This is a genomic window from Bacteroides sp. DH3716P (assembly GCF_025914115.1).
Classification (GTDB): Bacteria; Bacteroidota; Bacteroidia; order Bacteroidales; family Bacteroidaceae; genus Bacteroides; species Bacteroides ovatus.
Map to the genome: position 1 here is coordinate 5,035,756 of NZ_CP083673.1, position 23,455 is coordinate 5,059,210.

Here is a 23,455-nt window from a genome sequence, read left to right on the forward strand (position 1 = left end):
GGGAATTATTTAGTTAATGAACGAATACATTCCACTTCTTCTGTCGAATAAGGGGTTCCATCACTACGGAATATATCGTGGAACCACAATGGAGGTTCAACAACATCAGGCAATGGAGTGTCCCATGCAAAGATCGTATTTGTTTTTCCAGCTACAAGTCCCCAGTTGATTGCACCGATATTTTCTCTCTTCAGCATTGGCATAATATCCTGGAAAGTACTATTTTGAGTACGTGCCATATATTCTGTACAAATCATCGGGCGACCGTATTGCTTCAATGTATCAATGAGTTGCTGATGCGAATTCACGCCTTCATACGTGTGGTATGTTATCACATCCGAATTTTCCAATTGGAACTTATTCAGATTAGTCAGGCTCATATCCCAAACTCCGGCCGACAGAGGTTGTGACGGATTCACCGTTCGTCCCCACGTAAATATCTTCTGCAATAACGGCAAACTTCTTTCACCGTATCTATATCCTCCCGAACCTCCGGGTTCATTATATAAGTCCCATAATACGATTCTCTTATCATCCTTAAAGGTAATCAGGATATCTTTCACATAGCTTTCCAATACCGGAAGTATCACTGCCGTATCGCCTTTATAATACAGATCACCCGGGTCACGTGCCCATCCCGAATTGTGTACTCCCGGCTGTGGTTCCGGCTGTTTGCCAGCCTGATATACAGGATTCCAACAATCATCCAGGAAGACGAAGATGGTAGAGATATGATGCTTGTCGGCAATAGTAAGGTATTCATTGATACGTTTCTTAAAGCCTTCCTTATCTGTTTCCCAAACCAGGTGATGCAAATATACGCGCATACAGTTCATGCCTATTTCTTCCGCCCAACCCAGTTCACGATCAATAGTCACCGGATCAAAAGTATCTGCCTGCCACATCTCCATTTGGTTGATTGCCGTGCTTGGAATAAAATCGCATCCACGAAGCCATCCCCATTGTTTATACCACTCATTAGCCTGCTCTTTCGTCCAGACCTCACGAACAGAGACAGTTTTCTGGTTGCAGGCAATCAACATAACACCAATAAAAAAGGAAAGTAATATCTTTTTCATATAATCGTTTTACTTTATCAAATTAAAAATCTTTTTATTTTCTCCACGTAAATATTACCATATCACCCGGTTCGACTGCTATCGTAGAGCCGTCCGGAGTAGTCGTTGAACCATTTTTCAACACTCTACTAACAGAACTATCCACATCGATAGACAGGTTCATCACATTACGAAAATCTCTATTTACTACCACAAGATATTGATTACCACCTTTCTCCAGAACAGAGACAACAGCACCTGTATCACTCGTAGTCAATGATTTTATAGGAGTCGGCAGACTTCCCAAAGCCTTCGTGCCTTCAGGTATTTCACTTCCGGTGTGAGATACTGAAATAACCTGTGCTCCCAAGAATATACCCGCAAGTTGCTGTACTTCCTGATTAACAGTCTTGACCAAATCATACACTTCAGTCGGATCATCATGTTGAAGTCCGCGATAGGTAAAATACTGGATTGCCTGCGCACCATAAGCCAAATCACTGAAAACTTGTAATCTCAACTCAGGCAATGTCGGTATCTTATAAAAATGAGTTTCATCAAGTTTATGGGAAAGTGCAAGTGCAAATGCCCAGAACGGCTTATTATTCTCTTTAGCAGCAGCCGATATTTCTTCCAGATTCCGATACCAGTCCGGACGGACAATGCTGGGAGCACCATTTATAGATACAATAGGATAATTGTCAAACGAAATAAACGGAACAGGGACTTGTTCTATAAACGACTTTACATTTTCAGAATAAAGTTCTTTCCCCCATGCCCAATTGGGGTACAAATTGATATAACAAGGATGATGGCTGTCGATGGTTTTAATTTTCTTCACCAATTCACCCAAACCCGGCAAATCATTCACTTCCGGTTCATCCTTCAAATGATAGGCATACAAAGCCGGATGATTCATCATCGCTTTTACAACCTCTTCGGCAGTAGCAACAGACAAGAGATCCTTACAAGAAGTTATCATTTTCACTCCGGTCTTCTGTGCGGCGTCAAGCACCTTCAATGTTGTTTCCAAATCATCGTACCATCCCAGATAAATATTAATGCCGGATGCTTTCATCACCGGAAATTTCTCCAGCGACTTGTCTGCTTCCACTCCGGTCCATGCTATAATCGGGAATTCTCCATCAGTTGTAGGGATATAAGAATTACCCTGAATGATCTCAATTTCTTGTGTCTTTACTCCATTAGGTACCACGCGGAATACAGCCGTACGTCCGGTTCCTGTATTTGCATTTGCAGTAATTGTCACAGTTCCGTTTCCACTTCCTTTGGCCGGTGAGACGGTAACCCAAGACTGATCCGTCTCGTTTACAAATTTCCATTCCGTATTAGATTTTATCGAATAGACCTCCGTAAAACCGTCATTACCGATCTGTAACTTCTCCAAATTCCCGGAAATAGAAAAAGAGGCTTTCTCCGGATCCATCGAACAAGACATTAATAACATTGGCAACATCGAGAAAAAGAACGTAACCAGAAATTTCTTACTATATGTTTTCATTGATATATACATAATTCTATTGAATATTAAATTAAAGACTATTAATCATGCCCCCCTCTTAATTGTAAGGAGTCAATCGTATCACTTCACTGGCTTTATCAATATGTATTGTATAAAGTCCGGCTTTAAAATCAGGACCGGGAATCAAATCACCGGGAGCGTTTCTCGTTATCAGGTTAGCAGGCTCAACCGTATATAGATTCTTCGTGTCCTCCTCTTGCGCCCAACCATATCCCCGATAGAACTTAAATCCCATAGTTTGGTCAATGTAAACGACTGCTTCAAAGGCACTTGCACCGACCTTTTTAAAGAAGAACCATTGGTGAGGATATGCGAAGTCCCAAGCAAGCGTAGCCACATAAGGTTCGCGTGGAAATCCGACTCCAGTACCGAGAATATACATCACCTCCGGATAAAAAACATCCCGCGGACGTTCCATATACATGAAACCATTTGATGTATTATATTTCAAGTTATAAAGTACCGACGGACCATCGAATTTTGCTTTGCTCCCTGAAACATCTTTAAAGAATTCCGGCCGGAGCATATTGGTGACATCACTACCAAAACCTATAAAATTAATCTTGGCACTTTCTACCAACTGAACATCCAACTGGACATATCCTCCTCCCACATCAAAGAAGCGGGACTTATCAATATCAATGCTGTATGTCAAAGTCTTATCAGCCAGAAAGCTCAACATATCAAAAGTGATATTCTCCAATGTATAACTCCCTACCTTAGGAGTCGGAATCGAAGTAGCTGCATCATCAGTCACAATCGCGATCTTATTGTCTGAATATCCCCATACCAAACCGGAATAATCAGGTTTATTATTTATTATCTTTTCGGCAACTTTAAAATGGTCGCCAATCCCTGCCAAATCCGCCGCACTCGTCCGGAAACTATAATCCGTTTCATTCTGACTCTCCTTGTCCATTTCATACACATTTCCCAAATCATCAACAAGGTATAATTGGGAAGGTGTTTCCGGACGGGTCACCGCCACACTTGCGGCCTCATCCAAAGTCAGAGTCGATTCATTGCCACCTAAATCGTTTACAGCTTTTATAGTCACCACAGGACGTCCATTCTGGAAACCGGCAACAAAAGGTAAAGTAGCTTCCTCTTCAATAACCGCAGAACGTCCGCTCAATCCTTTAGACAAATTCAAGATTTCGGCTCCATCCATTGTCACTAATAATTGGAATGAAACCAAATCATTATATTCATCACTTACTTGTGCAGTGAACTTCACTTTATCACCAGCCGCCACAACCGTTTCACCATTCACTCCCCGCAATACGGCATTTTCTATTTTAGGTTTTGAAGGTGTAGGCCATTCCGGCCATTCACTTGGCTTACTAACATCATCTTTTGCACACGAAAGGAGCAATAACGACGACATGAATAATACGTATATCTTTTTCATTTTTCTTAAGATCTCTAGTTTAACAATAATGAATGATGACATTAATTGCGAGCTGCCGCAAGATCCGCTTTCCATCCCTCACGTTCAAATGTCTGTACCAACACTTTTCCATAAGATTCCGAAGCTTGTTGAACCGCATAATTAGGAATAGGCACATATTGATGTGTAGGAGCCACTCCTTTGATCTTCGCTGTACGCTGCGCATACTGATTAAAACGGATGAGATCTATTTTACGCATCCCTTCATACAACATTTCATGTCCTCTTTCCGTAAGTAAAGCATCCAGGAAAGCGTCAACATTCGCTGTTGCCGATGACGGAAGATCTCCCAGTCCGGCACGCTTACGCACCTCATTGACCGCAGCAATAGCGTCAGCGGACGGAGCCGCATTGTTTTTACGTACTTCGGCTTCCGCATACATGAGTAATACATCTGCCCAACGAGCTAACGGTATATCAGTCCCCTGAAAAGCCGTAGCTGTTTCCACCGGGAATTTATTAATGATAAAACCGTCCCATGTAGTAGTATTCCGGTCAATCCAGGTTCCTGCAGTCGTATAATATTTGGTCAGAATCACTTCACGACGTTTGTCCGAAGGATCATACGTATCCCAAAATTTCGGAGACACGTTGAAAGTTTGTCCCCATCCCTGCCCTTGCAGATAGAAAGGAGTCGGATTTCCCTGATCGTCCACTCTGGCTGCATTATCGGGAGTAGCAAGCATCATCAGCGGGTTAAAGTTGCCGGACTTATTCGTACCATCCGCCGTTTCATCACAACTGACAGCCATAATCACTTCCGAATTAAAGTTATTGGCATTTTTGAATTGCTCGATATAAGGATTGTCCCCTTTCTTGAAAAGACTATACCGTCCCTTCAACTCGTTATACATATCAATCGCTTTCTGATAATAACCGGACATATAATAGCCTTCATTCAGGCAATGCCGCATGATGCATACACGTGCATAGTCTTTATTGTAACGTCCCTGTTCCGGCTGCGTATCTGCAATATACTGATAAGCATAATCAAAATCAGCCATAATCCACTCCGTCATTTGCTGCAATGTCGGACGCACCAGATTTTCCAGTTTTGAAGGATTAATCAGATCGTTCGGATCGACAATCAAAGGAACAGGACCATATACATGCAATAAATAATACATCATCAATCCACGACAAAGACGGGCTTCAGCAATAAATTCCCTTTTACGCTCTTCGGAAACCACTTCGGTAGAAGCTTTCTCCAGTGTTCCAATCACATTGGTGAAGTAGGAAATCTCACTTACTTTCGGAAAGTGGTTCGGCCTTTCATCACTTAACGTACCGCTTGTATAATAAACACACTGACTAAAATCGGCTTTAGAAAGGAAATAATATCCGCCTCCCCAACCATTATTCCACACAGCCACCTCATCTGTCGGATAATCAAAGAACTTCAGTACACCTCCGGCAGGGATATACCAACCGTGCTGATTGCCACTTGTTCCGGCACCGATCCAATAGGTCCATGTTGTCGTAAAAGGCATATAGCAGGTCATCATAAATGATTCGTATTCGGCTTCAGTCACCGGATAATTAGAAACATTCAACGTGCCATACATCTTGGGATCAAAATTATCCTCACAACTGCACATGATAAATGCAATCATGACAAACACCTTAAATAATTTATTCTTATTCATATTTTCAATCTTTTCTTTCGTTACAGGTTTTCTTAGAAACATATTTTTGCTCCGAAGGAGTATGTTCTCGTCATCGGATACTCCGCTTTGGAGCCGTCGCCACCTGTCTTTATTTCAGGATCGACACCTACAAACTTGGTAAAAGTAAACGGGTTCTGACAGTCGATAAAAACTCTGATAGAACTCACATAATCACCCACTCTTCCCAGCTTCTTTCCTGAAAGGTTGTATCCTAAAGTGATATTCCTGACACGTACGAACGAAGCATTCTGATAATCTTCCTCAAAGCCTACGTTACCAGGTAAAGCGACAGCCTTTGTTGAAGCAATACCACGACGGTTTCCATTCTGATTGGTTTGGGAATTCCAGATAGTATATACATATTTGTTCGAATTCTTGGGACTCGTGTAGTACACATCTCCGACAAGTGCCCAACGATATGCATAGTTATAGCGTGTACGTCCGAATTGTCCATACATAAATACATCCAGATCAAAATCTTTGTATACAAATGTATTTCCAAAGCCTATGTGAATTTTTGGAAGTGTATTCCGCATCTTCACATCATCAATCGTTATTTTGTTATCCCCATTTGCATCCTTAATAATCGGATAACCGGGCTGTTGCGCATCTGCCGGCAAAGATTTCTGCGATTCGGGCATATTGCTTTTATCTATGTTGATAACGCCTTCCGTTTCATAGTAATAATAAGCATTCACCGGTTCGTTCTTGCGGATTCGATATTCTTCATAATAATAGTTGGGCATCCGTTCTTTCCAAACGGCATTATGATGTGATAAGGTCAATTGTGAGGTCCACTTAAACACACGGGGGATTTCAAAGTTTAGTGAGTTAATAGTCGCATCCCATCCGTAACGTACATAATGTCCATAATTCATCGGGACGGAAGATGTCATACTAAGCGGAGAGGCAGAATCATATCCCAGCAAGTTGGTTACATCATTGCGGAACATATCAAAACTTCCCCAGATTCTATCTTTCAGGACTGAAAAGTCTATACCTATATTTTTCATGGTAGTCTTTTCCCAGGTAACATTCGGGTAATCAGGACCGCTAAGCAAATAAGGCACATAAGTCACTGAATTGTTAGAGAACTTGATATATTGGGCTGCCAGACTGAAAGTGCCATAAAGCGAACTACCCAGATTATCATTACCTGTCTGTCCATAACTACTACGAATCTTCAACTGGTCAATCCATGATATATGCTTCATAAACGGCTCGTTAGATAATTTCCAAGCCAATGATACTGAAGGGAAATAGGCATATTTCTTTCCCGGGAAAAACTTATCCGTTCCATCGCGACGAATAGTAGCGGCAACCACATATCTGTCGAGTACATCCACACTTGCCCTGGCAAATTGAGAACGACGTTCGTCGGCTGCCCTGAAAGAAGTCGGGTAGAAAGCGCCTTCCGCAGCTTCCACTTTATCAGCAGCAATGTGATCGTTAATCTGTTCGTAGTCAAGTTCAAGACCATTTGAATCGTTCGTATACCTTCCCATACCGACTACGGCATCGACACGTAACAAATCTCCAAACTGCTTTTTGAAAGTCAACGTGCCTTCCATAGTTTGGTTTCTACGTTCAACATATCCCAAATGCCCTCTTGATTTATACATGTCCATAAAATATATATCAGAAGGAATATACAGATTACGATTAGCATTCTCCTTATTAATACCATACATCAAACGGAAGGACAACATATCCTTGATTATATCCACATCGGCAGCAAAGTTTAGATAATAACCGCTTGTTTTAGTCCGGTCACTAACTTTTATCATTTCAGCCGGGTTAGGGTAATTTGAATATAAAGTAGGCTTTCCGTCCTCACCTCTGATTGGTAAATAAGAAGGATAAGTCAATGCTGATTGTATGGCATCGTACCCATTTCCACCACCTCCGCCACCGGAAGTTGAATTTGTATATTCATTTTCGTTTACATTAACAATTGCTGTCAACTTAAGAAATGGAAGCAATTGTGAAGAAATGTTTGTCCGAAGAGCATAACGTTCCATAGCGGAGTTTTCTACCGTACCTTCCTGTTTGTAATAATTTCCGGACAGATAATATTTCAGCAGTTTAGAACCACCCGTAATTGTGATATTATGATTATTGATGCTACCATCCTTTAATACACAATCCAGCCAGTCTGTTGTTTGAGCGGCAGCTATCTGTTGAGGTGAGAATTGAGGTACCCATTTATTATCAAAAGGTTTATCACCATAAGGATACATACCGTTCGTAAATAAATAGTTTTCTTTATTGAAAATGTTGGCAACATTCATATATTCTTCCCCACTCAAAGGTTCCAGATACGGATAGTTTTTCACGATAGAATAATTTCCTTCATAAGTGATTTGGGGACGAGTTTCAGTACCTTTCTTTGTAGTGATTAAAACGACACCATTGGCTGCACCAATTCCATAAATGGAGGCAGATGCATCCTTTAACACTTCGATAGATTCAATATCGGCAGGATTAAGTCCGGCCAATCCCGAACGATTGATAGAGTTGGGCATAACCTGGTTTCCGTTTCCAACCTCTAAAGAAGTGGAAGGCATCATTACGCCATCCACTATAAAGATAGGAGTACCTGCCCCACGAATTGAAAGGTCAACTGCTCCACCCGGTTGCGGGCTTGTCAACGTAGCTTCCAGTCCGGCAGCCCGCCCAAGCAACATCTGTGACATATTACTTGTTGCGGCTCGCGATATTTTTTCCGTTTTTACCGTTGCAATGGAAGTTGTCAGATTCTTACGGGTGGTCGTCCCATACCCTACCACAACAACTTCATCCAACTGTTTCGAATCTTCTTTCATCGTCACATTCAACGTCATCGGTCGGGTAATTTTCTGCGTATATGTAGTGTAACCTATTGAAGTAAATTTCAGTGTCGAGCCTTCCGGAACTTGCAACTGGTAATTGCCATCTATACCGGTAATGGTTCCTTGAGTAGCCCCTTCTATCATCACAGTCACTCCCGGAAGAACCTCTCCGGATTCGTCCACTACCTTTCCGGTCACTTTGATCGGCTGTTTGTTATCCTGTGGTTGAGATGAAACTTTGTTTAATACAATCTGACGTTTTTCAATCGTATAAGATACTCCTTCGCCTTTAAAAAGTTTATCCAGCACCAGAGTCATCCGTTCATTTTTCACAGTAATGCTTACTATACGGCTTACATCAACAATGTCTTTGTTGTATAAGAAACGATATTCTGTCTGATTTTCGATACTAGTCAAGACCTCCTCTACAGTCACATTCTTCAGTCGCAATGTAATTTGGGCGGATTGTGCCAAGATAGGTATACTGATAGCTTGCAAAGCTATACAAAACAACCATATAGCACAGATTCTCCCCATTTTTACATTCGCAGGTACATTAATTCTCTTTTTCATTTTTCTAATTGAAATAAGTTTCATACCTTTACATGTTTGGTTATTGGTTCTACAAATAAGTTGATTAACGAATAACTGAATCTTTGGAAAGGAAGGTGAGTCAGACCTTCCTTTTTTTATCAGTTGTCGGAAGCTGAATTCACTGATTATGTCTTTCTCATGGCTTGTATTATTTAAAGGTTAATAAATGTGTTTTTCTCTCGTTTCTATCAATAAGACGTTTCTAAAAATAAAAGCCACATTGGATATCGCATTATTTTTTCATCTGCATTATTTTTTCTTCAAACTATCGTTTATCCCAAATAATCTTTCTATTTTTACCCCCGACAATAGAACCTTTACTACAATACTATGCCGAATATCCAACAACAGACTTCCGACGACCGTTTTCTGGTAATAGCACTAAAACAGGATGATAAACAGGCTTTTACCCGACTATTCCATGCTTATTATAAAGATTTGGTATTGTTTGGCGGTACTTACATTCCGGAGAAATCTACCTGTGAAGATATTGTGCAAAATATCTTTCTCAAACTATGGAATGACCGGAAATCATTGGTAATTGAGAACTCACTAAAATCATATTTACTGAAAGCGGTCAGGAATTACTGTCTGGACGAATTACGCCATCGCAGGATTATAGATGAACACATTGCTTACGAACTTAAATCGGATTCTATAGATATAGATACGACAGAAAACTACATACTGTATTCTGATTTATGCCGGCAACTTAAAAATGCATTGGAACAATTACCTCCTCAAGAAAGAGAAGTGTTCGAGATGAGCCGATTAGAAAACATTAAATATCAGGAAATAGCCAATCGCCTGAATATCTCTGTCAGAACGGTAGAAGTACGTATCAGCAAAGCATTGAAGCAGCTCCGCATCTTATTAAAAGATTTTTATTTACTACTTTTTTTATTTCTTTTCCACTAATGAATGTGGGATTTTCTTTCTGAAACGTCTATTATATATAAGGTAAAATGCATATGATAAATAAAGATTCAGACATAGAAATTATAATCTCCAGATATCTCTCGAAAGAGGCTACACCAGAAGAAATAAAGGTACTGGATGATTGGATATCGGCTACTCCCGAAAACTATAGGAGCTTTCTATCACAAAAGAATGTGTGGGAAGTCAGTCACCCGGCTTTTAATCCGGAAGAGATAGATGTGGACAATGCGCACAGAAAAGTAATGGAGAAGATTCTCCATCAAAACCAGCCGGTTTCCGTTCGTCCTAAGTTGTCCTTCCTGCACTATTGGCAGCAAGTGGCAGCTATCTTGCTTCTTCCTTTACTGATATTATCTGCTTATCTTTATTTTAAACCCGCTTCTCAAATTGCAGAGACTTATCAGGAGTTATTCACTCCTTATGGCACTTGGTCGGTAGTTAATCTGCCTGACGGTTCTAAGGTTTGGCTAAATGCCGGAAGTTCTTTAAAGTATCCGACTCAATTCAATGATAAGCAAAGAGTTGTTTCGATGCAGGGTGAAGCCTATTTTGAAGTAGAATCCGATAAAAAGCATCCCTTCATCGTAAAAACCAAACAACTGACTGTAGAAGCTACCGGCACAGCATTCAATGTGAACGCATACGCTCCGGATCATGTAGCAGCAGTGACGTTAGTAAAAGGAAAGGTCGCAGTCACTCTTGACCAGAAAAAGACGATTTCCCTTTCACCGGGAGAGAAAATTGACTATAATCTGGCCACTTCTTTATATAACGTCAATAAAACCAATACTTATAAATGGTGCTCATGGAAAGATGGAATACTCATTTTTAGAGATGACCCGCTGGAATATGTATTCAAGCGTTTGGGACAGACTTATAACGTGGAATTTATTCTGAAAGACGCTGAATTAGGAAAGTATTCCTATAAAGCGACTTTTGAAGGTGAATCTTTAAATGAGATTTTGCGCTTGCTTGAAATGAGTGCACCTATTCGCTGTAAAGAGGTTAGTAATCGCAACACCAATAATGAGAAGTTTGAAAAGCAGCGTATAGAGGTGAGTAGGACTATGCAATAAAGGTAGTTTCAGTCTGTGTAAAACGCCGTTTCCGTATGTTCTGACAAGGGATAATTCTCAATACTATGAGAAAAAATACTCATAGGAATGAGAAAAAATTCTCACTGCGATGAGAAAAAATACTCATCGCAGTGAGAATGCTTGAGAATTTATTACTTCATCTTATACACCAGTGTACCACCTTTTACAATATCTTCATGCGAGATCGTTTTCTTTGTATATGGTTCGCCATTCAATGTAATACTATCTACATATTTATGTTCTTTCGACAAATTCTCCGCAATAATTGTGAAAGTCTTGCCATCGGCCAAATGCAAGGTCATCTTCGGCAACTGTGGAGCACCGAATACATATTCCGCACTTACCGGATCTACCGGATAGAATCCCATCGCACTAAGCATATACCAGGCAGACATCTGTCCGCAATCATCATTTCCGCAAAGTCCGTCGGGTTTGTTTTTGTATTGAGTATCAAATATTTCACGAACCAATTCCTGTGTACGTTCCGGACGACCAGCCAGTGCATACAAATAAGTCACATGATGGCTTGGCTCATTTCCATGAGCATATTGCCCGATTAATCCAGTAACATCTGCCAAACTTTCACCTTCTAGCTTAACCGTAAACAATGAGTCTAATTTATTCAAGAAAGGTTTTTCTCCCCCAAACAACTGGATTAATCCTGGAACATCATGTTGTACATGCCAAGTATATTGCCATGCATTTCCTTCCGTATAATCTCCACCGACACTTTCAGAATGTGCCAACGCACTTGGGTTAAACGGAGCTTTCCAAGTTCCGTCAGCTTTGCGCGGACGCATGAACTTCGTCTCCGAATCGAAAAGATTCTTATAATAGTCAGCACGTTTCGCGAAGTAAGCGGCATCTTCCTCTTTACCCATACGACGTGCCATATCGGCAGCAGCATAATCATCATATACAGATTCTAAAGTGGAAGATACAGATTCTGCTTTTATCAGATCTGTCGGGAAATAACCATATTTCGTATAAACCTCCCAATCAGACTTCAACGGATGAGATACAGTCTGCGTCTTCTTTATTATATTGAAAGCACGTTCAGCGTCAAAGCCACGGAATCCTTTGCGATAAGCCTCGGCAATGACTGATACGCCGTGATTACCAATCATACAGAAATTCTCTTTTCCCCACAATCCCCAAATAGGCAGGAAGCCTTGCACTTCACCCTGTTCGATGAGAGAATTCACAAAACCGTCCACACGTTCGGGAATCACTAATGTATAAAACGGATGAGCGGTACGGTAAGTATCCCACAAAGAGAACGTAGAATAGAAAGCACCAGTTCCGGCTTTTACAATAGAGTCGGCGGCATTACGATACATACCGTCTACGTCCGAAATTTGATTAGGCTGAATCAATGCGTGGTAGAAACAAGTATAGAAATTTGTCTTTTCATCATCGGTACCCTCTATTTCAATACGGCTCAAATAGTTATTCCATTCATTGTGGGCGGTAGCTCTTACTCCTTCAAAATCCCAGGCAGGAATTTCTGCTTCCAAATTCTTTTTAGCCCCGTCTATGCTGGTGGTGGAAAGAGCCACTTTCATCATCAGCTCGTCTCCCGGCTGCATGTCAAAAGAGGCAATGATGCGTTTTCCTTTTTCGGTTTCGCCCATCGGAAGATAAAGTGAATCGACTACCGGACGGTTGAATTTCATCACAAAGAAATAATCTTGATTGACCCATACCGTGTTATTGACATGTCCTGTCAGTGTTTGAGCATCTTCCCAGTTCACTTCACAACTATTGACTTGTGAATGATATTGTTCTTCTCTCCATGCAGGACCATGTTGCAAGTCAATCAATATAGAGGCAGAATCAGCCTTGTGATAAGTATAGCGGTGAAGGGCAGCATGGATAGAGGCAGTCAGTTCCGCTTTTACCTGTGGATCAGAGAGCTCTGCGGTGTAATATCCCGGAGTAGCCGCTTCTTTATCTTTAGGGAAATGACTGCGATAGGCATCCCACGCACGTACACGTGTACCGGTGACCGGCATCACCAAAATATCACCTAAATCCATACATCCCGTTCCATTCAGATGTGTTTGAGTAAATCCCCAAATCAGGGAATCCTCATAAACATATTCAGAACAGTAGCGCCAACCAACTGCTCCCGTCACAGGACTGGTCTGGATCATACCGAAAGGATAACACGCGCCTGGAAATGTATGACCATTATCAGCAGCACCGATAAAGGTATTAACGTATTGAGTATAATCTTTTGTATCCGTCTTTTCAGCCGGAGTACAAGAAGAATAAAAAAACAAGCCTGCTGCCAGAGTTGCAGCCATAAAAGGGGTTTTTCTTCTCATGGTAAATATAATAATGTTAAGTTAATGTCGCATTATATATGCTGATATTTATCTAATTTTTCACGATAGTAGCTTTCTACATCTTTCCAGTGGTAATAAGGAGCTACGTCTGTTTTCACCGGTAGTTTAGCTTCCTTTTCATTAAGTAATACTTTTACCAATACATCGTTACTTCCTTTTTTATGGAAAAAGACGAATTGCACGTTACTAGCCATCGGGAAAATATCATACGCTCTCCATTGTTCGGATAACTTTTCTACGTCAGGGTAAGATTCTCCATAATGATTCAGTTCCAATAAAGCGACTAACGGTAACAGACAAGACTCATGACCAAATCTTAAAGTGGCCTGGTTCTTACCTTCTTTCAAAGCAGCATCTGCCCTATCTAAAATATTACGCAACAAGTCGGCTTCCCGATAGGGCATCAAACCATCCGTTACAGGAGAACAAGCGTGTGTCAGATACCAATATAAGTTGTTACAACTCCATAAATCATAACACTCTTCATCCGTGAAAAGAGAATATAGCTGCATATCTGTATCATGACTCTGCATATTACAAGCCAAATCAAAAAGACGTCTCATCAGGCGCGCTTCATCAACGTTTGCTTTTACATACGCTTCGTCTGTAAACAATGTTTTCATCAACCGTTGCGGACGTACATGGGTAGCTTCAAAATCTTTCTGAACCTTCTTCACTTTATCGGAACTAGCTATTTTACTCAAATCCTTAGCAGGAGGATTCATGTAATACATATCATGGTAACTTGCATCATTCTTGATACATAGATTAGGATTCATCGCCTGCAATTGGAGGCATTCGGATGTCATGGATAATATACACCGGATGACAACTGTGGAACGGACATCCACTTCTGTTCCATCCGCAAATATCTGTGGGAAATTAGTATACATACGCTTTGCAATTCCTCTGTGTTGGCGTGCTCCCACCGAAGTCAGTTCACCAAGACGACCTTCCGCCATATCAGCCATGCGCAAAACAATATCCAGTGTGTTTTTACCTGTTGCAGTAAGTTTGTTTAAAGAGTCGGCTTTTAATAAAGTTTGCTTGGGGAAACGATAATCATTCGGATCAATCAAATACCGTGAACCATGACGCATATATGTGCTGATATAAAAAGGTTCGTACCCCTTAGGAGCAGCTGTCTGCTTGGCAGTAGGCGTGGGATATGCATAATAATTATTAGCGGATAAATACCGGTTTGCACGGATCTCTTCACGAGCAGTTTGTGCTTGTACCGTCCATACAAACAAAAGCAATAAAAGGATAGATGTGAGTTTTTTCATGATAGTATTATTCAATGTATTAATAGTTGTGCCACAAAATTAGAGATTTCTTCTCATTTAAAAGGATTTGATACAGACAAATATACTTAAATCTTAAATGAAGGAAGTTCCTATTTATATGGATTCGCTGTGATAAAACAAAAATTCGTACGACTTATTGAATAAATATCAACTCAATTATTTATCTTTGTTAGCTTAATAACAAGCTGGCGCAAAAAACAATAAGTATAATGAAAGATTTCTTGAAATTTACACTTGCCACGGTGACAGGTATCATTTTGTCAAGTATTGTATTATTTATAATCAGCATGGTAACGTTGTTTGGCATCATGTCTGCTTCGGACACGGAAACAATCGTAAAAAAGAATTCTGTAATGATGCTCGACTTAAACGGAACGTTGGTTGAACGTACGCAAGAAGATCCGCTGGATATTTTATCACAGTTGTTGGGTGACGGTTCTAACACGTACGGACTGGACGATATTCTTTCTTCCATCCAGAAGGCTAAAGAAAACGAAAATATTAAAGGGATTTATCTACAGGCAAACTCATTAGGCACCTCCTATGCTTCTTTGCAGGAAATCCGCAACGCACTGCTCGACTTCAAAGAAAGTGGAAAATTCGTTATTGCTTATGCAGACTCCTATACGCAGGGACTTTATTATCTTTCCAGCGCAGCCGATAAGGTGTTGCTCAATCCCAAAGGAATGATTGAATGGCGGGGTATCGCCTCTGCTCCCCTGTTCTACAAAGATCTGCTGCAAAAAATAGGAGTTGAGATGCAGGTGTTCAAGGTGGGAACTTACAAATCTGCCGTAGAGCCGTTTATTGCTACGGAAATGAGTCCTGCCAACCGCGAACAGGTTACCACATTTATCACTTCTATCTGGGGACAGGTTACGGAAGGGGTATCTACTTCACGTAATATTTCTGTAGACTCACTGAATGTTTATGCAGATCGCATGCTCATGTTCTATCCGGCAGAAGAGAGTGTAAAATGTGGATTGGCTGATACTCTGATTTATCGCAATGATGTGCGTAATTATCTTAAGAAATTGGTAGAGATCAATGAAGATGATAATCTTCCTATATTAGGATTGGGCGACATGATGAACGTAAGGAAAAATGTGCCGAAAGATAAAAGCGGTAATATCGTAGCTGTTTATTATGCATCCGGTGAAATTACAGACTATCCGAGCTCTGCAACTTCCGAAGATGGGATTGTCGGTTCGAAAGTAATTCGTGACCTGCGCAAATTGAAAGATAATGATGATGTGAAAGCTGTTGTACTCCGTGTCAATTCTCCAGGTGGAAGTGCTTTCGCCTCGGAACAAATCTGGCATGCTGTGAAAGAGCTGAAAACAAAGAAACCGGTCATTGTCTCTATGGGTGATTATGCTGCGTCAGGAGGTTACTATATCTCTTGCGTTGCCGATACGATTGTTGCAGAGCCTACTACCCTGACCGGTTCTATCGGAATCTTCGGTATGATTCCTAATGTGAAAGGATTGACTGATAAAATCGGTTTAAGTTATGATGTCGTAAAAACGAATAAATACGCTGATTTCGGAAATATCATGCGTCCGTTTAACGAGGATGAGAAATCATTGCTTCAAATGATGATAACTGAAGGATATGATACCTTTGTAACTCGTTGTGCCGAAGGACGTCACATGACGAAGGAAGCTATCGAGAAGATTGCTGAAGGCCGTGTATGGACTGGGGAAACTGCTAAAGAACTGGGATTAGTAGACGAATTAGGTGGTATTGACAAGGCACTGGACATTGCTGTTGCAAAAGCCGGTATCGAAGGCTATACCGTTGTGTCTTATCCTGAGAAACAAGATTTCCTGTCTTCCCTGCTTGATACGAAACCGACGAATTATGTAGAATCACAATTACTGAAAAGTAAATTAGGCGAGTACTACCAGCAATTCGGCTTACTGAAAAATCTGCAAGAACAATCTATGATTCAGGCACGTATTCCGTTCGAACTGAATATAAAATAAACCGTAATACATGGACGAACACTTTATCAAGATACATAAGTGGCTCTACCCTGCCTCCTGGCTCTACGGAGCAGTGGTAATGATGAGAAATAAACTCTTTGACTGGGAAGTTCTTCAATCAAAGAGTTTTGATATACCTATTATCAGCGTGGGTAATCTCGCTGTAGGAGGGACAGGAAAAACTCCACACACTGAATATCTGATAAAGTTTCTTTGTAATCAATATAAGGTAGCTGTATTAAGCCGGGGATATAAACGGCACACGAAAGGTTATGTATTGGCAACTCCGGAAAGTACGGCAAGAAGCATTGGCGACGAACCTTACCAGATGCATCAAAAATTCCCGTCTGTCACAGTAGCTGTCGATGAAAAGCGTTGTCATGGCATAGAAAAGTTGCTTGCACTGCAAAAGCCTTCAATAGATGTTATCCTATTGGACGATGCTTTCCAGCACCGATACGTCAAACCGGGATTGAGTATTCTGTTAACGGATTATCACCGATTATTCTGTGATGACACTTTGCTCCCCGCAGGACGGCTTCGTGAACCAATTAGCGGCAAGAATCGGGCGCAAATCGTTATTGTCACCAAATGCCCGCAAGACATCAAGCCTATTGATTATAACATTATCACGAAACGGCTGAGCCTTTATCCATATCAACAGTTATTCTTCTCATCGTTCCGGTATGGTAACCTGCAACCAGTGTTCCCTACCATGTCTCCGGACACAAATGCAATTTCGACAAACCATGAGGTTGCTTTGTCCTCACTGACAAACACTGATATATTATTGATGACGGGAATTGCCTCACCTGCCCCTATTCTCGAAAGACTGGAAGGTTGTACCAAACAAATAGATTTACTATCGTTTGACGATCACCACAATTTCACTCATCGGGATATACAGCTTATCAAAGAACGGTTTCATAAACTGAAAGGAGAACACCGGTTGATTATTACCACCGAGAAAGATGCAACACGCCTGATTAACCATCCGGCTTTGGACAAGGAATTGAAACCATTTATCTACGCCTTGCCTATTGAAATTGAAATATTACAAAATCAACAAGATAAATTTAACCAACATATTATTGACTATGTTAGAGAAAATACAAGAAACCGCAGCTTATCTGAAAGGTAAGATGCATACCAGTCCGGAAACTGCCATTATACTAGGCACCGGACTTGGCAGTTTGGCAAACGAAATCACCGAGAAGTATGAAATAAAGTATTCAGATATCCCCAACTTCCCGGTATCTACCGTCGAAGGTCATAGCGGTAAGCTGATTTTCGGCAAACTAGGCAATAAGGATATCATGGCTATGCAGGGACGCTTCCACTATTACGAGGGTTATTCGATGAAAGAAGTAACTTTCCCTGTACGTGTCATGCGTGAATTAGGTATCAAAACCTTGTTCGTATCCAATGCCAGTGGCGGTACAAATGCAGATTTCGAAATCGGTGACCTGATGATTATCACTGACCATATCAACTATTTCCCCGAACATCCGCTTCGCGGAAAAAATATCCCTTACGGACCTCGCTTCCCGGACATGAGCGAAGCATACTGCAAGGAATTGATTAGTAAGGCTGACGAGATTGCCAAAGAAAAAGGAATTAAAGTACAACACGGAGTGTATATTGGTACGCAAGGTCCTACTTTCGAAACTCCTGCCGAATATAAATTATTCCATATCCTTGGTGCTGATGCAGTTGGTATGTCTACCGTTCCGGAAGTTATCGTAGCCAACCATTGTGGTATCAAAGTTTTTGGTATTTCCGTCATTACCGACTTAGGAGTAGAAGGAAAAATCGTAGAAGTAACACACGAAGAAGTTCAGAAAGCCGCTGACGCTGCTCAACCGAAAATGACCACGATCATGCGTGAACTTATCAACCGTGCCTAAACAATCATCCCGATTTATGAGAACTGAAATAGCATCTCTTGGTGAGTTTGGTCTGATTGACCGCCTCACCGAGGGAATCAAACTGGAAAACGAATCCAGCAAATATGGAGTGGGCGACGATGCCGCCGTTCTCTCCTACCCTTCAGAAAAGCAAGTACTGGTAACAACCGACCTGCTTATGGAAGGTGTGCATTTTGACCTGACTTATGTTCCCTTGAAGCATTTGGGATATAAATCAGCAGTAGTTAATTTCTCCGATATTTATGCCATGAACGGTACTCCCCGGCAGATTACGGTATCTCTTGGTCTTTCCAAGCGTTTCAGCGTGGAAGATATGGACGAACTTTATTCCGGTATCCGTCTGGCTTGCCAGCAATACAATGTCGACATTGTGGGAGGCGATACCACTTCTTCTCTGACAGGTCTTGCTATCAGCATTACTTGTATCGGCGATGCCGATAAGGATAAAGTAGTTTACCGTAATGGAGCCAAAGACACTGACCTGATCTGCGTCAGCGGCGACTTGGGAGCAGCCTATATGGGTTTACAACTTTTGGAACGTGAAAAAGTCGTATTGCAAGGTGATAAAGATGTCCAACCGGATTTCTCCGGCAAAGAGTATTTATTAGAACGCCAATTGAAACCGGAAGCGCGCAAAGATATCATTGAGAAATTGGCAGCCGCCAATATAATCCCTACTTCTATGATGGACATTTCTGACGGCCTGTCATCAGAACTGATGCATATCTGCAAACAAAGCAATACTGGTTGCCGCGTTTACGAGGAGCATATCCCAATCGATTATCAGACAGCTGTTATGGCCGAAGAGTTTAACATGAATCTTACGACTTGTGCCTTGAATGGTGGAGAAGATTATGAACTACTCTTTACTGTTTCCATCGCCGATCATGAGAAAATTTCACAAATGGAAGGAGTTCGTCTCATCGGACATATTACCAAACCTGAACTTGGCTGTGCATTGATTACCCGTGATGGACAAGAATTCGAACTAAAAGCACAGGGATGGAATCCATTAAAAGAAGATAAATAATAGATTTCATCACATACCTGAAATATTTTTCATCTTATACAACACTGATAATTAGCCGACTAACTTTTTATCAGTGTTTTTTATTTCCATAAGACTTGCAGAATCCAAAAGTTTCACTACCTTTGCAACCGCAAAAGAGATATTACCGGACCGAACAAGCACGAGGTGCCATAGCTCAGTTGGTAGAGCAAAGGACTGAAAATCCTTGTGTCCCCGGTTCGATTCCTGGTGGCACCACTAACGATTCGGTAATAAAAAATCCCTTGAACTTTTGAAGTTCAAGGGATTTTTTTATTCCTCGTATTGCAATTTGCAACCGCCTATACTTTAGAACTATGCAGTTTTTTATAAATCTCCACACGAGCATCTATTTCTGCTTGAGTCAAATGCGCAGGAAGTTCAATGGTAGTCCGCGGAGTTATTGCTACCAATACCATATCTCCCAAACCCTTTTTATACTCTTTAATAACATTTTCAGTAAACTGACTGGATGAAATAACATCACGCATTATATTACCTTTTTTCATATCTCTAATTATTTTGTTTTTTATTTTACACACAAGCAGAATATACACTTCCCTATACAGGTTTAGATTGAGCTAAATCTTCCGATGTAGATTTGTTTTCCAAAGAGATATTGATCGCATTCATGCCTTTCACTCCACGCTCAAGGTCAAATGTTACGATATTATTTTCTGCAATATTGCCAATGACATTGTTTACATGAAAAAAGTATTTCTCAACACCTGAAAGGTCTTTAATAAAGCCAAATCCTCTTGACTCATTAAAAAACTCAACCCGTCCTCTCAAGATCGTCGGCTCCTCTTCTTCCTTTTTAGGAGTTGCTATAATTATTTCATCCGGATTAATTTCTTCCTTCTTTATATCCTCTGTCGGAGGAGTCGAAGTTATCATTCCGTTCTCATCTACATAGGCAATCATATCCTCAAAGCTATTTGAGCTGCCCGATAATTTCTTGCTTTCTTTCTTTTTCAGTTTTTCTTCTCGTTTAGCGAGTCTTTTCTTTTCATTTTCACGTTTACCAACTGTCATGGATTTTGCCATAGAATTTATATTTAGTTTTATATTAATTTTAAAGAGATTGTTATTTGTTGATTTCAAATAGTATAACTGGCTTTATTCAGCTTCTTACCCGTCAGTTTCTGAATATCATTAACGAGTTTACGCTCTTCCTGCGAGCAGAATGTCAGTGCTGTCCCTGTATTCCCGGCTCTTCCGGTACGTCCGATACGATGCACATACGTTTCCGGCACATCAGGAAGATCATAGTTGATAACTAAAGGAAGTTCGTTAATATCGATACCTCTGGCTGCAATATCAGTAGCCACCATCACACGTGTTTTGCCCGACTTGAAATTGCCCAAAGCCAACTGCCGCGCCGCCTGACTTTTATTTCCATGAATCGCCTGGCTACCAATTCCCGCCTTGCCCAGTATCTTTACGATCTTATCAGCATTATGCTTCGTACGTGAAAATACCAACACCGACTGATCTTCTGATTTTTGCAAAATCGAAACCAATAAAAGACTCTTTTCCTTTTTCTCTACGAAATAAACCATCTGTTCAATAGCATCCACAGTCGATGATTTCGGAGTTATGCTGATTCGTACAGGATTCTTCAACAAAGAATTCGTTAAAGAAATAATTGTATCAGGCATTGTAGCGGAGAAGAATAAAGTCTGTTTTTCTTTCGGAAGTTTCGGTAATATCCGCTTGATATCATGAATAAATCCCATATCAAGCATGCGGTCTGCTTCATCAAGTACAAAATATTGTATCTTATCCAGATGGATATGCCCCTGATTCATCAAGTCAAGCAAACGTCCCGGTGTAGCAACCAGGATATCAATTCCTTTGTGTAACATGTCAACTTGAGGACGTTGATTTACTCCGCCAAAAATAACCCCATGCCGCACTTGGGTATATTTGGCATAATCATTAATGCATTCACTTATTTGCAAGGCAAGCTCACGGGTGGGCGTCAAAATCAACGCTTTAATCCCCCGGCACTTGGCTGCCTCTTTATTCATTTGCAAATGTTGTATAATGGGAATAGCAAACGAAGCAGTTTTACCTGTTCCCGTTTGCGCACAGCCTAATATATCTCTTTTTGCTAATGCAGCCGGAATTGCCTCTCCCTGAATGGGAGTGGGCACTGCATATCCTTTTTCTTCAATAGCTTTTAAAATCGGTTCGGTTATATTTAATTCTTTAAATGTCATAATTGTTATTTTTGCTGTATCAAAACAGCTATTAATTTATATTGTAAAGGGACTGACAAACTCCATCATGGGAATGAAAATCCCGTAGGTTAAGCCAGTTTATGGGTTGCCAAGAAAAACTCGCGCTCCAGTGTACTCATTACTTCTTTTACACTACTGATTTTTTCAGCGAGAAAAGCATTGCTACCGGCAAAAGCATAGCCTTTTTTCATATTTCCTTTGGCTGCATTATATAAAGCCTTAATAATGCAATAAGGGCTTTTTGTATAATCACATGTTTTGATACAATGGAATGAGCAACTCTTAGGCCTCTCCAGTCCACTATTCACATTGTGAATAAATTCCCCGTCAATAGCTCGTCCTGGCATTCCCACAGGACTTTCAATAATAAGAACATCTTCGGACTTGGAGTGAATATATACTTCCTTGAACGTCTCGGAAGCGTCACATTCCTGGGTGGTAACAAATATACTTCCCATTTGTACCCCTGAAGCTCCCAGCTCCATAAAATGTGCAATATCTTCACCCGTCGAAATGCCGCCAGCGGCAATCACCGGAATCTGTTTCTGTTCTTTATAACTGGATGCAATCATTACCACTTCCGGAATCAAAGCTTCCAAAGCATAATGCTGATCCTGTAATTGTTCTTTTTTAAATCCTAAATGTCCACCGGCTTTAGGCCCCTCCACCACGATTGCATCGGGCAGATAATTATAGTTCTTCTGCCATTTATCGCAGATGATTTTGGCTGCTCGTGAAGAAGATACAATAGGCACTAGCTTGGTTGTACTCTCTGGAGTCAGATATGAAGGCAGGTCGAGTGGAAGCCCGGCACCGGAAAATACCACATCAATCTTTTCCTCGATTGCGGTGCGCACCATATCCGCATAATTCGATAAAGCAACCATGACGTTTACGCCAATAATACCTTTTGTTTTCGCACGTGCTTTCCGGATTTCCTCTTTCAGCCCGTTAATACATTTTTCAGGATAAGTACCTTTCCCTTTGGGGTATAACAAACCTAAACCTGCGCATGATATAACGCCTACTCCTCCTTCGTTTGCTACTGCCGAAGCCAAACCCGAGAGCGAGATACCTACTCCCATTCCACCTTGTATTACAGGTGTTTTTATCTCAATATTTCCTATAAAGAATGATTTCATATGTTTTATTTTGCTTTAGAGCAATTGAACAAGATAAACAGTGTGAGCACACTTTATTCAAGCGCTCAAGATTGGCCCTGTCATTGACTATTTGCCTTGTTGGGTGTAATTTATTAAACCTTTACTCCTGACTTCTTCAAGAGTATTGTGTATTACAAAAAAGTCTAATAAATCTATTTTCAGAATGGAAAGTGCAGGAGTAGATATTCCTGATATTGCACAGAAAAAGAGCCAGAATTAGCAGAACTTAAATGTAATATGATTTT

17 protein-coding genes and 1 tRNA gene are annotated in these 23,455 nt (G+C 40.8%); 7 read left to right on the forward strand and 11 right to left on the reverse strand.

Annotation, left to right across the window (positions count from 1 at the left end; genetic code table 11):
- Positions 1–5 precede the first annotated feature (5 nt).
- From KQP79_RS18915 to KQP79_RS18935, 5 genes are read right to left on the reverse strand one after another with little or no spacing between them, the layout of a single operon-like run.
- Positions 6–1,079, reverse strand: coding sequence for a cellulase family glycosylhydrolase (locus KQP79_RS18915; RefSeq protein ID WP_008774543.1), 1,074 nt, complete (start codon positions 1,077–1,079; stop codon positions 6–8).
- A gap of 34 nt (positions 1,080–1,113) precedes the next feature.
- Entirely contained in the window at positions 1,114–2,592 is a 1,479-nt protein-coding gene (locus KQP79_RS18920; protein WP_032849253.1) for a BACON domain-containing protein, read from the reverse strand.
- A 46-nt stretch (positions 2,593–2,638) separates the two neighbouring features.
- A complete protein-coding gene (locus KQP79_RS18925) occupies positions 2,639–4,054 on the reverse strand; it encodes a DUF5125 domain-containing protein (RefSeq protein WP_008774545.1) in 1,416 nt (471 codons plus the stop codon).
- Complete coding sequence (locus KQP79_RS18930; protein WP_008774546.1) at positions 4,054–5,697, reverse strand: RagB/SusD family nutrient uptake outer membrane protein; 1,644 nt, start codon at positions 5,695–5,697, stop codon at positions 4,054–4,056. The genes KQP79_RS18925 and KQP79_RS18930 overlap by 1 nt, the downstream gene beginning before the upstream one ends.
- 32 nt (positions 5,698–5,729) lie before the next feature.
- Positions 5,730–9,146: a SusC/RagA family TonB-linked outer membrane protein gene (locus tag KQP79_RS18935; protein ID WP_008774547.1), complete on the reverse strand. Its 3,417-nt coding sequence runs from the start codon at positions 9,144–9,146 to the stop codon at positions 5,730–5,732.
- 327 nt (positions 9,147–9,473) lie between these two features.
- Here KQP79_RS18935 and KQP79_RS18940 point away from each other — a divergent pair, with 327 nt between their 5' ends.
- Both KQP79_RS18940 and KQP79_RS18945 read left to right on the forward strand, forming a co-directional pair.
- On the forward strand, positions 9,474–10,061 hold the full coding sequence (locus tag KQP79_RS18940) for an RNA polymerase sigma-70 factor (RefSeq protein ID WP_004310625.1): 588 nt from the start codon (positions 9,474–9,476) through the stop codon (positions 10,059–10,061).
- A gap of 53 nt (positions 10,062–10,114) precedes the next feature.
- A complete protein-coding gene (locus tag KQP79_RS18945; RefSeq protein ID WP_234120881.1) occupies positions 10,115–11,158 on the forward strand; it encodes a FecR family protein in 1,044 nt (347 codons plus the stop codon).
- A 152-nt stretch (positions 11,159–11,310) separates the two neighbouring features.
- Here KQP79_RS18945 and KQP79_RS18950 read toward each other — a convergent pair whose 3' ends face one another.
- Both KQP79_RS18950 and KQP79_RS18955 read right to left on the reverse strand, forming a co-directional pair.
- Complete coding sequence (locus KQP79_RS18950) at positions 11,311–13,509, reverse strand: GH92 family glycosyl hydrolase (protein WP_234120884.1); 2,199 nt, start codon at positions 13,507–13,509, stop codon at positions 11,311–11,313.
- A 32-nt stretch (positions 13,510–13,541) separates the two neighbouring features.
- The gene (locus KQP79_RS18955) at positions 13,542–14,816 is read right to left on the reverse strand and encodes a histidine-type phosphatase (RefSeq protein ID WP_004310622.1); all 1,275 of its coding nucleotides are present in this window, start codon (positions 14,814–14,816) and stop codon (positions 13,542–13,544) included.
- Positions 14,817–15,046: 230 nt separating this feature from the next.
- Between KQP79_RS18955 and sppA the strand changes: the two genes are divergently transcribed.
- The 5 genes from sppA (at position 15,047) to KQP79_RS18980 (ending at position 20,020) form a co-directional block, all read left to right on the forward strand.
- Positions 15,047–16,825, forward strand: coding sequence for a signal peptide peptidase SppA (gene sppA / locus KQP79_RS18960; protein WP_004310621.1), 1,779 nt, complete (start codon positions 15,047–15,049; stop codon positions 16,823–16,825).
- 10 nt (positions 16,826–16,835) lie between these two features.
- Entirely contained in the window at positions 16,836–17,966 is a 1,131-nt protein-coding gene (lpxK, locus tag KQP79_RS18965; protein WP_004310620.1) for a tetraacyldisaccharide 4'-kinase, read from the forward strand.
- Entirely contained in the window at positions 17,923–18,732 is an 810-nt protein-coding gene (locus tag KQP79_RS18970) for a purine-nucleoside phosphorylase (protein ID WP_004298940.1), read from the forward strand. The genes lpxK and KQP79_RS18970 overlap by 44 nt, the downstream gene beginning before the upstream one ends.
- A gap of 16 nt (positions 18,733–18,748) precedes the next feature.
- Entirely contained in the window at positions 18,749–19,783 is a 1,035-nt protein-coding gene (gene thiL, locus KQP79_RS18975) for a thiamine-phosphate kinase (RefSeq protein WP_004310619.1), read from the forward strand.
- 164 nt (positions 19,784–19,947) lie between these two features.
- Positions 19,948–20,020 (forward strand) — tRNA-Phe (locus KQP79_RS18980).
- A gap of 83 nt (positions 20,021–20,103) precedes the next feature.
- Here the strand turns inward: KQP79_RS18980 and KQP79_RS18985 are convergent.
- From KQP79_RS18985 to KQP79_RS19000, 4 genes are all read right to left on the reverse strand, one after another.
- Positions 20,104–20,310: a hypothetical protein gene (locus tag KQP79_RS18985; protein WP_004307025.1), complete on the reverse strand. Its 207-nt coding sequence runs from the start codon at positions 20,308–20,310 to the stop codon at positions 20,104–20,106.
- A gap of 52 nt (positions 20,311–20,362) precedes the next feature.
- Positions 20,363–20,848, reverse strand: a complete 486-nt coding sequence (locus KQP79_RS18990; protein WP_004307024.1) for a cold shock domain-containing protein — start codon at positions 20,846–20,848, stop codon at positions 20,363–20,365.
- Positions 20,849–20,901: 53 nt separating this feature from the next.
- Entirely contained in the window at positions 20,902–22,026 is a 1,125-nt protein-coding gene (locus KQP79_RS18995; protein WP_004296138.1) for a DEAD/DEAH box helicase, read from the reverse strand.
- Between the two features lie 89 nt (positions 22,027–22,115).
- Positions 22,116–23,189: an NAD(P)H-dependent flavin oxidoreductase gene (locus tag KQP79_RS19000; RefSeq protein WP_004307023.1), complete on the reverse strand. Its 1,074-nt coding sequence runs from the start codon at positions 23,187–23,189 to the stop codon at positions 22,116–22,118.
- Positions 23,190–23,455: the final 266 nt, after the last annotated feature.

What these genes read in the sequence shown, in the direction of transcription:
- KQP79_RS18915 (WP_008774543.1), bottom strand. Translation starts at nt 1,079, where the DNA reads ATGAAAAAGATATTACTTTCCTTTTTTATTGGTGTTATGTTGATTGCC.
- KQP79_RS18920 (WP_032849253.1), bottom strand. Translation starts at nt 2,592, where the DNA reads ATGTATATATCAATGAAAACATATAGTAAGAAATTTCTGGTTACGTTC.
- KQP79_RS18925 (WP_008774545.1), bottom strand. Translation starts at nt 4,054, where the DNA reads ATGTCATCATTCATTATTGTTAAACTAGAGATCTTAAGAAAAATGAAA.
- KQP79_RS18930 (WP_008774546.1), bottom strand. Translation starts at nt 5,697, where the DNA reads ATGAATAAGAATAAATTATTTAAGGTGTTTGTCATGATTGCATTTATC.
- KQP79_RS18935 (WP_008774547.1), bottom strand. Translation starts at nt 9,146, where the DNA reads ATGAAACTTATTTCAATTAGAAAAATGAAAAAGAGAATTAATGTACCT.
- KQP79_RS18940 (WP_004310625.1), top strand. Translation starts at nt 9,474, where the DNA reads ATGCCGAATATCCAACAACAGACTTCCGACGACCGTTTTCTGGTAATA.
- KQP79_RS18945 (WP_234120881.1), top strand. Translation starts at nt 10,115, where the DNA reads ATGATAAATAAAGATTCAGACATAGAAATTATAATCTCCAGATATCTC.
- KQP79_RS18950 (WP_234120884.1), bottom strand. Translation starts at nt 13,509, where the DNA reads ATGAGAAGAAAAACCCCTTTTATGGCTGCAACTCTGGCAGCAGGCTTG.
- KQP79_RS18955 (WP_004310622.1), bottom strand. Translation starts at nt 14,816, where the DNA reads ATGAAAAAACTCACATCTATCCTTTTATTGCTTTTGTTTGTATGGACG.
- sppA (WP_004310621.1), top strand. Translation starts at nt 15,047, where the DNA reads ATGAAAGATTTCTTGAAATTTACACTTGCCACGGTGACAGGTATCATT.
- lpxK (WP_004310620.1), top strand. Translation starts at nt 16,836, where the DNA reads ATGGACGAACACTTTATCAAGATACATAAGTGGCTCTACCCTGCCTCC.
- KQP79_RS18970 (WP_004298940.1), top strand. Translation starts at nt 17,923, where the DNA reads ATGTTAGAGAAAATACAAGAAACCGCAGCTTATCTGAAAGGTAAGATG.
- thiL (WP_004310619.1), top strand. Translation starts at nt 18,749, where the DNA reads ATGAGAACTGAAATAGCATCTCTTGGTGAGTTTGGTCTGATTGACCGC.
- KQP79_RS18985 (WP_004307025.1), bottom strand. Translation starts at nt 20,310, where the DNA reads ATGAAAAAAGGTAATATAATGCGTGATGTTATTTCATCCAGTCAGTTT.
- KQP79_RS18990 (WP_004307024.1), bottom strand. Translation starts at nt 20,848, where the DNA reads ATGGCAAAATCCATGACAGTTGGTAAACGTGAAAATGAAAAGAAAAGA.
- KQP79_RS18995 (WP_004296138.1), bottom strand. Translation starts at nt 22,026, where the DNA reads ATGACATTTAAAGAATTAAATATAACCGAACCGATTTTAAAAGCTATT.
- KQP79_RS19000 (WP_004307023.1), bottom strand. Translation starts at nt 23,189, where the DNA reads ATGAAATCATTCTTTATAGGAAATATTGAGATAAAAACACCTGTAATA.